Source organism: Alteribacter keqinensis, from assembly GCF_003710255.1.
In the GTDB taxonomy this organism is placed as follows: domain Bacteria; phylum Bacillota; class Bacilli; order Bacillales; family Salisediminibacteriaceae; genus Alteribacter; species Alteribacter keqinensis.
The window spans coordinates 1413332-1426915 of sequence record NZ_RHIB01000001.1; the positions used below are offsets into that span (position 1 = coordinate 1413332).

A 13584-nucleotide genomic window follows, 5' to 3' on the forward strand; every position below is an offset into this window, starting at 1 on the left:
TCGCCTATTGTTGATCTGACCAGCTTTCGGGATCCTGCTGCCAAGCTGAAAGCATTTCTTTTTCGCTGCTGCTCAGCCCTTCAGCTTCCTCAATAAGGGTGTTGAAGCTTGTAATCGTGTAAAAGGGCACTTCGGCTTCCTGAAAAAGCTTTTCAGCTTTTTTCAGGCCGTATGTAAAAATGGCTGCAACACCCAGGACATGGGCACCTTCTTCTTGTATGGCCTTCACCGCACTGATGGAGGATCCGCCGGTCGAGATTAAATCTTCAATAACGACAACGCGATCTCCTTTATTTATACGGCCTTCAATCAGGTTTTGTTTGCCATGTCCCTTCGCTTTCGAGCGGACATAGACCATTGGCAGGTTGAGAGCTTCCGCCGCCCACGCTGCATGGGGAATGCCGGCTGTGGCCGTTCCTGCAACGACTGTTGCATCAGGAAAATGGATGTTAACGATCTCTTTAAAGCCTTTAATCAGCTCTTTACGTACGTCCGGATAGGACATGGTAAGACGGTTATCACAGTATATCGGAGACTTCAGACCGGAGCTCCACGTAAAGGGGTCGGAAGGCTTGAGGGCTACTGCCCCGATTTCAAGCAGGTGACGGGCAACGGCATTGTTGTTCATCAGGAATTCCTCCATTCATTATTGTAAGCGCGGTATGCTTTTTTTACATCTTGGGCACGGGTAATGCCGCGGCCTACGACGATGGCACCTGAACCAATACGGCTCGCCTCTTTTGGAGTGACGATCCGGTGCTGGTCGTCAGCCGAATCTGATTTTAATCTGATTCCGGGGGTAACAGTCAGAAACTCAGACCCTATTGCTCTTTTAATCTCCTCCACTTCATGAGCTGAGCAGACAACACCATCAAGACCACTTTGGTTTGTGAGTTTTGCCAGGTGAAGAACATGTTCGTTAAGATCCGTCTTTATTCCCAGTTCACTTGAGATCATCTCTTCCGTAGAACTGGTCAGATGGGTGACTCCGATGCACTGAGGTCTGTTTTTACCAGCAGGAGTCCCTTTCTCAAGACCTTCAAGCGCCTGCTGCATCATCTGCCTGCCCCCAAGGGCGTGAACATTGACGAGATCCACTTCCAGTCTTGCAATGTTCGTCATCGCCCGCTCAACGGTTGTAGGGATATCGTGGAGTTTCAGGTCGAGAAAAATGCTGTACCCATGGGACTTTAACTCTTCTATAAACACGGGACCTTCCCTGTAAAAGAGTTCCATCCCCACTTTTACAAACAAAGGTTCGTCAAAGTGATCCAAAAAGCGGTGTACCTCCGTTCGGCCGGGGAAATCCAGGGCAACGATCAGCGGGTTGTGAGTGGTTGTAACGATGGTCTCCAGCTCCTTCCGGAAAGTTCACTGATAGTTTCAACGTGATAGTGTTCAAGTTTTAGTTCAAGATCTTTAATAATGGACGGGCAGGCAAAAGGATCGACAAAGTTCTGCGTACCTATTGCAACTGCGCTCGCACCAGCAAGAATCAGTTCCAGTGCATCGTCTGCATTGGTAACCCCGCCCATACCGATAATCGGAATACCAACCTCTTGACTGACGGTGTAGATCATTCTCACAGCGACCGGCTTAATGGCTGATCCGGAAAGACCTCCTGTTTCATTTGCCAGAACCGGCTTCCCGGTTTGTAAATCCAGCCGCATGCCCAAGAGTGTATTAATCATACTCAGGCCGTCAGCTCCCCCATCTTCCACTGCCCTAGCAACGGATACGATGTCAGTCACGTTTGGGCTCAGCTTGACGTAAACCGGCACACCGGAAACGTCTTTTACCCGCTCGGTTAGTTCCTTTGCAATATTTGGGTCGGTACCAAAAGCAATGCCTCCTTCCTTTACGTTCGGACAGGAGATATTCAGCTCAACTGCCTTCACATTCGGAGCTTTGGAGACTTCTCTGGCCACATGCATGTATTCTTCAATCGTGTTCCCGGCAATATTTACGATCACCGGTACATCAAAGCGTTCGAGCCAGGGAAGTTCATTTGCCAGTACGTGTTCAAGACCCGGGTTTTGAAGGCCGATCGCATTCAGCATGCCTCCGGGTGTTTCTGCCACCCGCGGAGTTGGATTCCCTCTTTTCATCATCGGGCTTACCGCCTTTACGCATATGGCACCAAGTGTTGAAAGATCGTAAAATTCACTGTATTCTTTTCCGAATCCAAAGCATCCGGAAGCGGGCATAACCGGATTTTTCATCTCCAGCCCCGGCAGTGATACATTCATCTTCGTCATATAACCACCTCCCCTGCTTTAAATACCGGACCATCTGAACACACTTTCCGGTACCCTTCTTCATTCTTCACGTCACACACACAGGCAAGGCATGCGCCGACTCCACACCCCATCCGCTCTTCCAACGAAAGAAACCCGGGTATGGTCATGTTGTTTTCAATGGCTCTGAGCATAGGCCTCGGGCCGCAGGCATAATAGCGGTCCCCACTCAGGCGGTTTGTTGCAATAACGTCTGTTACAAACCCCCGTTCTCCTAAAGTGCCGTCCTCTGTTGCCACGTAAGTCGCTCCGAGCTCGGAAAACTCTGCTTCGTAAAAGACGTCTTCTTTTGATCGAAAGCCAAGGACCGTCGCGACAGAATGTCCCTGTTTCGTCAGCTGCTTTGCAAGTTCGTAGAGGGGAGGCACCCCGATGCCCCCTCCTGTCAGGAGGCAGTGGGATTTTTCTTTGAGTCCTGAAATCGGAAATCCGTGACCAAGAGGCCCGAGTACATCCACCTGGTCACCTGTGCGTTTTTGGCTTAATGCGTGTGTCCCTATTCCTTCAACACGGTACACCATCGTAAAGGCGTTCTTCTGGTGGTCGACACTGCATATGCTGATCGGTCTCCGGAGGGTCGGTATCGTATTGTCTGACACCCTTAAATGGACGAACTGTCCAGGCCTCGCCATTAATTCAACAAGCTCCCCTGATAACGAACATTCGTAAATGTTTTTTGCAATCGATCTGTGACTGACGACCGTCATCTTTTCTACTTTTTTCATCGCATTGCAGCTCCTTTTCTGGTAAAGCCCATTGCTTCAGTAGAGAAGCTGATTGTTTCAAGGACGGTAAGAAGGGCTTCGGCAGTGTCCATACTTGTCAGGCAGACGATGCCGTTTTCTACAGACTCACGGCGGATTCTGAATCCGTCCCGTGCAGGCTGCTTTCCTTTCGTAAGGGTATTGATGACAAACTGCGTTTTCCCTTCACGGATCGTATCCAGAAGTGTCGGGCTTTCTCCGCCGATTTTAGAAATGACCGTTACCGGAATGTTCTCTTCTTTGATCTTTTCGGCTGTACCTTCTGTTCCAAGGATTCGGTAGCCGATGCGGTGAAAACGTCGCACGAGCTTCATCATGTCTGTTTTATCCTTGTCAGCTACGGTAAACAGGACCGACCCGTAAGTCGGAATGTTCATACCTGAAGCCACCAGTCCTTTATACAGAGCTTTTTCCAAGGTGTCATCTTTCCCCATTACTTCGCCGGTAGACTTCATTTCGGGACCCAGGGTGATATCGACACTTCTGAGCTTGGCAAAGCTGAATACCGGCACTTTCACACACACCTGCTCGGCTTCAGGAAGGCAGCCGCTCTTAAACCCAAGATAAGCGAGCTTTTCACCGATGATCGCTTTTGTAGCCAGATTCGCCATATTCACACCTGTAATCTTACTCAGAAACGGGACGGTCCGGCTTGAGCGCGGATTTACTTCGAGTACATAGATTTCCCCGTCACAGAGAACAAACTGAATGTTTAACAGACCGATAATGTTCAGTCCTTTTGCGATGCGCATCGTGTAGTCTGTAAGCTTCCTTTTAAGCTTTTCGGACAGCTGCTGGGGCGGATAAACTGCGATGGAATCCCCTGAGTGCACCCCTGCACGCTCGATATGCTCCATTATTCCGGGAATCACAACTGTTTCACCATCGGATATGGCGTCCACTTCAAGCTCTTTTCCCTGAAGGTAACGGTCGATGAGGACCGGATGTTTTGCATTCACTTTAACCGCCCGTTCCATGTATTTGAGAAGGTCACGTTCGTGATAGACGATTTCCATCGCCCGTCCCCCAAGGACGTAGGAAGGCCTTACAAGAACCGGAAACCCGATCCGTTTTGCAATAGTAAGCGCTTCGTTTACACTCGTGGCTGTTTTCCCTTCCGGCTGCGGTATGTCCAGTTCGATCATGAGCTGTTCAAAACGGTCCCGGTCTTCAGCCGTGTCCATGTTTTCAAGTGAAGTTCCGAGTATCTTTACGCCTCTTTCAACAAGACCGTCCGCCAGGTTAATCGCGGTCTGTCCGCCGAATTGAACAATGACCCCTTCCGGCTGTTCAAGGTCGACAACATTCATGACATCTTCAACAGTAAGAGGCTCAAAGTAAAGTTTGTCCGAGATGCTGAAGTCTGTAGAGACGGTTTCCGGATTGTTGTTGATGATGATCGCTTCATAGCCCGCTTCCTGAATGGCCTGAACGGTATGGACGGTTGCGTAGTCGAACTCAATTCCCTGACCGATCCGGATCGGGCCGGATCCGAGAACGAGTATGGAAGGTTTGGATGTTACTTTAGACTCGTTTTCCTCTTCATATGTGCCGTAATAGTAAGGAGTATGGGACACAAACTCTGCCGCACATGTATCCACCATTTTAAATACCGGTGTGATCTTGTTTTCCTTTCTAAATCGCTCCACGTCGTGTTCAGTGACTTTCCAGAGCTTTGCAATTGTCAGATCTGAAAAACCGAGCTGCTTGCATTCTTCAAGAATCTCCCGGTCAAACGGACGGTCACTCAGCTGTTTCTCCATTTCTACAATTGTTCTCAGGGTTTCCAGGTAAAAGTAGTCCACCTTCGTCATCTTGTGAAGCTCTTCGGTTGAATAGCCGAGTCGAATCGCTTCAGCAAGAAGGAAAAGTCTTTCGTCGTCTGCATTTTCAATACGGGAGCGAAGCCATTCATGGCTCAGTTCATCACGGTAAGGGACAGTAATGTGATCGATCCCGTTTTCCGTTGACCGTACGGCTTTCAACAGACTTTCTTCCAGTGTACGGCCAATCGCCATCACTTCCCCCGTCGCTTTCATCTGAGTGCCGAGTGAGCGGTTGGCGGAGTCGAATTTATCAAAGGGCCAGCGTGGAATTTTCGTAACCACATAATCAAGGGCCGGTTCGAAGCTGGCGAATGTCGTTTTCGTGATTGGGTTTTCACACTCGTCAAGGGTAAACCCTGCAGCAATTTTGGCGCTGAGTTTTGCAATCGGATATCCTGTAGCTTTCGAAGCCAATGCAGATGAACGGCTCACCCGCGGGTTCACTTCGATAATGTAATACTCTTCACTATCAGGATCGAGAGCCATCTGTACATTACAGCCCCCTTCTACACCGAGTGCCCGGATGATTCTAAGGGAGGCATTTCTGAGCATCTGATATTCCCGGTCTGTCAGTGTCTGACTCGGGGCAACGACGATTGAGTCCCCGGTATGAATACCGACCGGGTCAATGTTTTCCATGTTACAGACAACAATGGCCTGGTCGCTTGCATCTCTCATCACTTCGTATTCCACTTCTTTAAATCCTGCAATACTCATCTCGATCAGACATTGGTTTACAGGACTGTAGGAAATGCCCGCCTTGGTAATTTCCCGGAGCTTTTCTTCATTTTTGGCAATACCGCCCCCTGTGCCGCCAAGAGTGTAAGCGGGGCGTACGATGACCGGATAGCCGATCTCATCAGCAAAAGCGACTGCCTCATCTACAGAATGAACAATCTCACTTGGCGGTACCGGCTCTCCAAGTTCTCTCATGAGAGTCCGGAAAAGATCACGGTCCTCTGCTTTTTCTATCGCTTCAAGATTTGTTCCAAGAAGCTTTACTCCGTATTCTTCCAGGATCCCGCTTTTATCGAGCTCCATGGCCATGTTGAGGCCAGTCTGCCCCCCGAGCGTCGCAAGGAGTCCGTCGGGCTGTTCCTGACGGATAATCCGGCTTACAAACTCAAGGGTGATCGGTTCGATGTACACTCTGTCTGCCACAGCTTCATCGGTCATAATTGTTGCCGGGTTTGAGTTGATCAGAACCACTTCAAAACCGTCTTCCCGAAGCGCCTGGCACGCCTGTGTTCCTGCGTAGTCAAACTCCGCTGCCTGGCCGATAACGATAGGTCCCGATCCGATTACAAGAATTTTATTTACTCCTTCGATTCTAGGCATGAACAATCCCCTCTTTCTTTGTGACTGGCTTATACGTGTCAACAAGGTGTTTGAAAGCTAAAAATAAATCTTTGGCATCTTCAGGCCCGGGACTTGCTTCAGGGTGATACTGGACACTGAAGGCAGGGTGAATCGTGTGGCTTAAGCCTTCCACGCTCTGATCGTTCACGTTTACATGTGTAATTTCAAGATTTGTTTCACTTACAGATAACGGATTTACTGTGTAGCCATGATTCTGGGAGGTGATGGCCACTTTACCTGTTCGAAGGTCTTTTACCGGATGGTTAGCTCCCCGGTGACCGAAACGCATTTTTTCTGTACTGGCACCAGAAGCAAGGGCGAGGAGCTGGTGTCCGAGACAGATGCCAAAGATCGGCACCTGGCCAAGAAGGTCTTTGACCGTCTCCACCGCTTCCGGAATATCCTGCGGGTCTCCGGGTCCGTTACTGAGCATAACGCCGTCGGGGCTTAGTGCCATGACGTCTTGAGCCTTCGTGTTAAAAGGAACGACAATGACTTCAAACCCAAGAGCGTTCAAATCTTTAATAATGCCTTTTTTCGCTCCGTAATCAATCAGGACAATCCGCTTTCCAGATGCCGGTGTGACGTATCGTGTTTTAGTCGACACATGGGCAACCTGTATGTTTGGAAAAGCTGTCTCCTGAAGTTTTGCCACAACCGCTTCTATATCGGCATCCGTTTCGCAGAACATGCCTTTCATCGTGCCGTGTTCCCGGATCATTCTCGTAAGCTTCCTCGTGTCAATCCCCATAAGCCCGGGGATGTTGTTTGCTTTCAGCCATTCGTGCAACGTAAACCGGCTTCTGAAGTGACTCGGATGAACGCTTGCAGATTTCACAATCAGGCCTTTAATGTATGGCGTAATCGACTCAAAATCATCACGGTTAATTCCGTAGTTTCCAATGAGAGGATATGTGAGCGTGAGAATCTGTCCGCAGTAGGAAGGATCACTCATCATTTCCTGATAACCGGTCATGGATGTGTTAAACACCACTTCCCCTGCATTTTCTGTGCTGCTTCCAAACGCTTTTCCTGTAAAGGTAACACCATTTTCCATTACGAGCATTCGCTTTTTCATCTATTCGTCCTCCGTCCATACTTGTTTTCCGTTAAACACGGTCATTACCGGCCAGCCTTGCAGCTCTTCCCCGTAAAAAGGAGTGTTTTTCCCTTTTGAAACGATGTCTTCTTTTTTCACTGTTTTCTTCTCGTCCAGATTGATGACTGTAAATTCCGCCGGTTCGCCTTCTTGGAGTTTCCCGTACGGTAGTTGAAATATTCGAGACGGTTTTTCACTGAGCCAGCCAATGAGCTGATCAAGGGTGAACTGTCCTTTTTTTACAAACTGTGTGTAAAGAAGGGGAAATGCGAGCTCCAATCCGATAATGCCAAACGGTGCTTCTTCCATCGGCAGGCTTTTTTCTTCTTCTGTATGAGGCGCATGATCGGTTGCGATGAAATCGATCGTTCCGTCCAAAAGGCCTTCCACAAGTGCGTTTCGGTCTTCTTTCCCTCTGAGAGGCGGATTCATTTTGTAGTTGGCATCGTTACCCGGAATGTCATCCTCACACAACAGGAGGTGGTGGGGTGTCACTTCTGCCGTAACCTTAATACCTGCGTTTTTCGCATCCCGGATCACCCGGACACTTTCCTTTGTACTTACATGACAGACGTGATAGTGAGCCCCCGCTGCCTCTGCCAAAAGGACGTCCCTTGCAATATGGACAGCTTCACATACGCTTGGAATACCTGGTATATTCATTGTTTCAGAGAATCTGCCTTCGTGTACGGCCCCGCCGTAGATGAGAGAATTGTCTTCGCAGTGTGCCACCACAGCTTTCCCCAGGTCAGCTGCTCTTTTCATGGCTTCAAACATCATGCCTGCTTCCTGAACCCCGACACCGTCATCGGTGAATGCGAAGATGTCTTCTGCCACCGCCTCCATGTCGACGATTTCCCTGCCTGCTTCACGGACGGTGATCGAGCCGTACGTAAGGACCCGCACCCGTGCATCGTTATGTATTTTCTCAAGAATACCGGCCACATGTTCCGGACAATCAGGAACCGGTTTTGTATTCGGCATGGCGGCAACGGTTGTAAACCCGCCTTTTGCTGCTGCATGAGTTCCTGTAGCAATAGTTTCTTTCTTTTCTCCGCCCGGTTCCCTCAAATGAACATGGACATCTACAAAACCTGGTGCGATCAGCTTGCCGCTCACGTCAATTTCCCGGTCAAATGTCCAGCCGTCACCGGTTCCCATTTGTTCAATCACACCTATTTCTTCGTTGACCAGGATGTTCATGACCTCTTGTTTCCCTGATTCTGTTAAAATGGCTGCGTTTTTGTAGATGGTTTTCATACGATCTCCTCCTCGAGTGATAATGCCCGTTTAAGTACGGCTTTTCTTACAGCGACCCCATTGGTCATTTGTTTAAAAATCCGTGACCGCTCACATTCAACGACGGTATCTGCGATTTCAACACCCCTGTTAAAGGGTGCCGGATGCATAATGATGGATCCTGATTTCATCCGTATTTCTCTCTCTTCGGTTAATCCGTAAGTTTCATGGTAGCTCTCTTTCGTCCAACCGCCTGTTTCTTCGTGCCGCTCCACCTGAATTCTAAGGAGCATGATCACGTCCGCTATTTCAAGCGCTTCATCCATGGAGACAACCTTTCCTTCTGTGATGTCCTCATCCATCCATTGCGGCGGTCCGGTAAAATAAACCCGGGCACCAAGCTTTCTTAAAATACGGGCGTTCGTTCTTGCCACCCGGCTGTGGCGGACATCACCTGCTATAACGATGTTCAGATTTTGAAAGAACAGGAATTCCTGCTGAATTGTCAGAAGATCGAGCAGTGACTGTGTTGGGTGATCCCCTGCTCCGTCCCCGGCGTTGATGACGGGAATCGAAACCCCTTCAAGATCCTTGTAATAGGCCTGCTCCGGATGTCGGATCACTACCGCGTCACATCCGATGGCCTCAAGTGTTTTTACCGTGTCGTAAAGCGTTTCTCCCTTTTTCACACTTGAATGTTCGACATCGAAGGGCAGTACGTGGAGCCCTAGTTGGTGTTCCGCCATTTCAAAGCTTGTTTTTGTCCGTGTGCTCGGTTCAAAAAAGAGGTTGGCAACGGATTTTTGTGAGTGACATTCGAATTCTTTTTTCACAAGCAGGCTGTTTGCTTCAGTTAATAAGTGATCAAGCTCCGTTGCGGTTAAATCATCCAGGGTCCGTAATTGGAACATAGGAATCCACTCCTTTATAAGGTCTTTTAAACAGGGGTGTTGATTTCCGATCTTTGCGGGCCCTTTCTGCGGCGGCGCCCTGCATTCCGACTGCATCGTCATCTTTAAAAGTGTGTTAAAAACCAGCTTTTTAATGGCTAAGCGCCTTTCACTGGACAGCCTGGGGTATAAAAAATACACCCCGAGGCTTCTCAGGGTGCACAGATTCAGCTTAACCGGGTATACGTGTGGCATTCTGCCCGTATATGGTATCGCTGTAAATTGTACCCTTTCATGCCTCTCCGGACCTGATTAAAGGATTCATGGGGCATAAGACCGGGGGAGTCACAGCTCCCTGCCCACGCTTATGCCGCTTCGTTATTTTCTTTGTCTGTTTTAAACATCTCATCTTCATTGATGGTCTGCTTCTGTCTTCCGGGAAGGATGAAATTCAACACAATCCCCACAATCGTTGCCAGTGCCATGCCTGACACCTGAACCGCGTCGTTTACTTCGATGAAGGCTCCTCCAATCCCAATCACGAGAATGACTGAAGCTATAATCAGATTTCGCTTTTCTCCAAGGTCGACTTTATTTTCAATCATCATGCGCAGGCCGCTTGAGGCGATAATTCCAAACAGGAGGATCGATACCCCGCCCATGACCGCTGTTGGAATGGTCGTAATGAGTGCGGATACTTTTCCGACGAAGCCGAAGATAATCGCCGTTACTGCGGCTCCCCCGATGACAAACACACTGAACACTCGTGTAAGTGCAACCACACCGATATTTTCACCGTATGTGGTGTTTGGCGGTGCCCCCAGGAAGGAAGACAGGACCGTTGCTACTCCGTCTCCAAAAATCGAGCGGTGCAGACCGGGCTTTCGGATAAAGTTCTTCCCTGTTACTTTACTCAGAACCATTTGATCACCGATGTGCTCGGACAGTGTAACCAGGGCGATCGGAACCATGATGAAGACGATAGCCCAGTTCAGATCCGGTGTGTAGGTAACGAATGGGACCAGGAAGTCCGGTGCCTGAATCCAGCTTGCTTCTCTCACTGCAGAGAAGTTTACAAGTCCCTGTGTGTAGGCGAATGTATACCCGCCGGTAATTCCGATCAGAATCGGAATCAGGCCGAAAAATCCTTTAAAGAACGCTGAGGCAATAATCGTGATCCCAAGTGTAATCATCGCGACGGTAAAGTGGGTTCCGCTGTAACTCTCGGTTACCGGGTCATTCATGGCCATGTCGATGGCGACAGTGGCAAGTCCTAGACCGATTACCATAATGACCGGTCCGACGACAATCGGCGGAAGAAGATTCATGAGCCAGCTTACCCCGGTCTGTTTAATGATCAGAGCAACAATACCGTAGATGATTCCTGCAAAAAAGCTTCCGATCATGGCTCCTTCAGGTCCCCCGATGGAGATCGCTGCAATGAGCGGCATGATAAAGGCAAATGACGATCCAAGGTAGGCCGGTATCTGCCCTCTCGTCACGATGAGATAAGCGAGGGTCCCCAGTCCGCTTGATACAAGCGCTACTGCCGGGCTTAACCCTACAAGCATTGGTACTAAAATCGTTGCGCCGAACATGGCGAATAAGTGCTGGATGCTGAGAACGATCCATTTATCAAATCGCGGGATTTCGTTGATACCTACAGTCTGTGTTTTATTGTTCATGATGAATGCCTCCTATGCTTTTTTCTGCAAACAAAAAACCTCTTTGAGCCCAAAGAGGTATCATCTGCCTGTTTTGCACACATATCCTGTGCACAGAAGGAGAGTACCCCTTCCCAGCCTCACGGGACCGAGTTAAAGGGAGGTTTTTTGCTGTTTTCACGTCACTGCTGTTACTTTTGTAAAATCACAACTTCATCGAGTTCGTCTACTTCAGTAAGTCTTGCTTCCACTACTTCTGATTTGGAAGTGGGCACGTTTTTACCGATAAAGTCCGGTCGGATCGGCAGCTCGCGGTGACCTCTGTCAATGAGAACTGCAAGCTGGATCTGCGCCGGTCTGCCTAAATCAATCAAGGCATCCAGGGCGGCTCTTACGGTACGCCCGGTGTAGAGCACATCGTCGATGAGGATGACCTTTTTGTCTGTAATGTCAGTTGAAATGTCCGTTCCTTTTATCTCCGGCTCTTCGTTCTTCGTCTTTACAGTCAGGTCGTCCCTGTACAGGGTAATGTCCACTTCACCGACCGGAATCGACTCGCCTTCAATCTTTTCGATGCGTTCTGCCAGTCGCTTGGCAATGTAAATCCCCCGGGTTTTAATTCCTACGAGGACGCAATTTTCAATTCCTTTGTTCCGTTCAATAATTTCGTGGGCGATTCTGGTGAGGGCTCGGCCGATTGCTTTTTCATCGAGAATTCCTTTAGTCATGTCTGTCCACCTCGCTATCCAATGTAAAAACCCCTCCCAGCACTGCTGAGAGGGGTTAAAAAGACACAATGATGCACCTATCCTGACTGTTCTTTTGAACAACAGGGTGTGCAGAATCTTCTGCGCTTTTCCTTCTCAGCCTCACGGGACTGTATTTAAAGGACTGTTTATTCTTTTATGCTGTCATCATTATTGCACGGGCTCTGACTTAAAGTCAACCATTTTCGCGCTTTAATTGTTCAAGGCATGCTTTCATGTCCTCAGGAAGCGGCGCTTCAAAACGCATCTCTTCCCCGGTGCGGGGATGAACGAAGCCGAGTACTGCTGCATGAAGAGCCTGTCCGGAGATTGGATACGTCGTCTTTTTACGGGGACCGTATTTCGGGTCTGCCATTATCGGGTATCCGATATATTTCATGTGCACGCGGATTTGGTGCGTCCGGCCTGTTTCAAGCTCACAATTTACGTGGGTATGATTTTTAAACCGTTCGATCACCTGAAAATGAGTAACGGCATCTCTGCTGTTTTTTTCCGTCACGGTCATCGCCTGGCGGTCATCTGTGTCACGCCCGATCGGGGCATCGATGGTGCCTGTGTCATGGCTTATCACACCGTGAACGATCGCATGGTACACACGTTTTGTTGTTTTTGCTTTCAGCTGGTCTACAAGTGATTCGTGAGCCTTGTCATTTTTTGCAACCATTAAAAGGCCTGACGTATCTTTATCAATACGGTGAACGATTCCCGGGCGGATCACTCCGTTAATACCTGAAAGGTCATTACAGTGGTGCATTAATCCGTTCACAAGAGTGCCACTCGTGTGCCCTGGTGCCGGGTGTACAACCATCCCGCGTGGTTTATTGACCACAAGGACATCGGCATCTTCGTATACAATATCAAGGTTCAAGTCTTCAGCTGTAATTTCCAACTCTTCAGGCTCTGGTTCTTCAATGGTAATGGCATCATTTTCCTGTACTTTGTAGTTGCTTTTAACAGGATCTCCATTCACTTCAATATTACACTCAGCAATCAGATGCTGAATCTGTGAGCGCGAGAACTGGTCAAAAGAATCTGCAAGTACTTTGTCAATGCGCTTTCCTTTTTGTTCTGCTGTTATTGTTACATTAAATTCATTCATTTATTTTTCCCCTGCTTCTTTTCTTCTTTAAATACGTGAATAATAAGTAAACCTACACCAACAACGAGAGCCGAATCGGCTACATTAAAAATTGGAAAGTTGTATGAGCCGATATAAACATCGAGGAAGTCCACAACTTCTCCGAACAGTAAACGGTCAATAAAGTTTCCGATGGCCCCGCCAAGTACCAGTCCCATACTAACACCGAATAACGTATTATTCTTTGCTTCTTTCTGGATATAATAAGGGACAATAATGAGGACCGCAATCGTGGCAATCAGAAACAGCCACATCTGTCCCTGAAGCATGCCAAAAGCTGCCCCTGCGTTCCTGTGGGACGTAAGGTGAAAGACGTTTTCAATAATCGGAATCGACTGCCGGAGTTCCATATTCTGTACCACGAGCCATTTTGTAAACTGGTCCAGTATAATCACAATTACGGCAATGAAATAGTAGTAAAGAGTCTTCAATTTTTTTCCTCCGTTCCAAACGTTTACCCTTCTGCATTTTAGCACAGGTTCGGCAACGTCACAATACGAAGACGGATGGGACACGTATGATCCGGATTTAGTTTACAGTA

12 protein-coding genes are annotated in these 13584 nt (G+C 48.5%); all 12 read right to left on the minus strand.

The genetic code is table 11. The features are described 5' to 3' along the window. Positions 1 to 4 precede the first annotated feature (4 nt). The 12 genes from pyrE to lspA all read right to left on the minus strand — a co-directional run bounded on the left by pyrE (position 5) and on the right by lspA (position 13474). Entirely contained in the window at positions 5 to 628 is a 624-nt protein-coding gene (gene pyrE, locus EBO34_RS06910; RefSeq protein ID WP_122897174.1) for an orotate phosphoribosyltransferase, read from the minus strand. Continuing rightward, complete coding sequence (pyrF, locus tag EBO34_RS06915) at positions 628 to 1323, minus strand: orotidine-5'-phosphate decarboxylase (RefSeq protein WP_122897175.1); 696 nt, start codon at positions 1321 to 1323, stop codon at positions 628 to 630. Before pyrF ends, pyrE begins: the two co-directional genes overlap by 1 nt. Next, complete coding sequence (locus EBO34_RS06920; RefSeq protein ID WP_122897176.1) at positions 1320 to 2258, minus strand: dihydroorotate dehydrogenase; 939 nt, start codon at positions 2256 to 2258, stop codon at positions 1320 to 1322. Before EBO34_RS06920 ends, pyrF begins: the two co-directional genes overlap by 4 nt. Next, entirely contained in the window at positions 2255 to 3022 is a 768-nt protein-coding gene (locus EBO34_RS06925) for a dihydroorotate dehydrogenase electron transfer subunit (protein WP_122897177.1), read from the minus strand. Before EBO34_RS06925 ends, EBO34_RS06920 begins: the two co-directional genes overlap by 4 nt. Then, a complete protein-coding gene (gene carB / locus EBO34_RS06930) occupies positions 3019 to 6225 on the minus strand; it encodes a carbamoyl-phosphate synthase large subunit (protein WP_122897178.1) in 3207 nt (1068 codons plus the stop codon). Before carB ends, EBO34_RS06925 begins: the two co-directional genes overlap by 4 nt. Continuing rightward, positions 6218 to 7324 carry a carbamoyl phosphate synthase small subunit gene (locus EBO34_RS06935; RefSeq protein ID WP_122897179.1) on the minus strand — a complete coding sequence of 369 codons (1107 nt, stop codon included), beginning with the start codon at positions 7322 to 7324 and terminating at the stop codon, positions 6218 to 6220. The genes carB and EBO34_RS06935 overlap by 8 nt, the downstream gene beginning before the upstream one ends. Beyond that, positions 7325 to 8605, minus strand: a complete 1281-nt coding sequence (locus EBO34_RS06940; protein WP_122897180.1) for a dihydroorotase — start codon at positions 8603 to 8605, stop codon at positions 7325 to 7327. It abuts the gene before it with no gap. Then, complete coding sequence (locus EBO34_RS06945; RefSeq protein WP_122897181.1) at positions 8602 to 9495, minus strand: aspartate carbamoyltransferase catalytic subunit; 894 nt, start codon at positions 9493 to 9495, stop codon at positions 8602 to 8604. Before EBO34_RS06945 ends, EBO34_RS06940 begins: the two co-directional genes overlap by 4 nt. Positions 9496 to 9839: 344 nt before the next feature. Further along, positions 9840 to 11159, minus strand: coding sequence for a solute carrier family 23 protein (locus EBO34_RS06950; RefSeq protein WP_122897182.1), 1320 nt, complete (start codon positions 11157 to 11159; stop codon positions 9840 to 9842). Positions 11160 to 11329: 170 nt separating this feature from the next. Beyond that, positions 11330 to 11866, minus strand: a complete 537-nt coding sequence (gene pyrR / locus EBO34_RS06955) for a bifunctional pyr operon transcriptional regulator/uracil phosphoribosyltransferase PyrR (RefSeq protein WP_122897183.1) — start codon at positions 11864 to 11866, stop codon at positions 11330 to 11332. A gap of 214 nt (positions 11867 to 12080) precedes the next feature. Next, on the minus strand, positions 12081 to 13004 hold the full coding sequence (locus tag EBO34_RS06960) for an RluA family pseudouridine synthase (RefSeq protein ID WP_122897184.1): 924 nt from the start codon (positions 13002 to 13004) through the stop codon (positions 12081 to 12083). Then, positions 13001 to 13474, minus strand: a complete 474-nt coding sequence (gene lspA / locus EBO34_RS06965) for a signal peptidase II (protein WP_122897185.1) — start codon at positions 13472 to 13474, stop codon at positions 13001 to 13003. The genes EBO34_RS06960 and lspA overlap by 4 nt, the downstream gene beginning before the upstream one ends. Between the last annotated feature and the right edge of the window lie 110 nt (positions 13475 to 13584).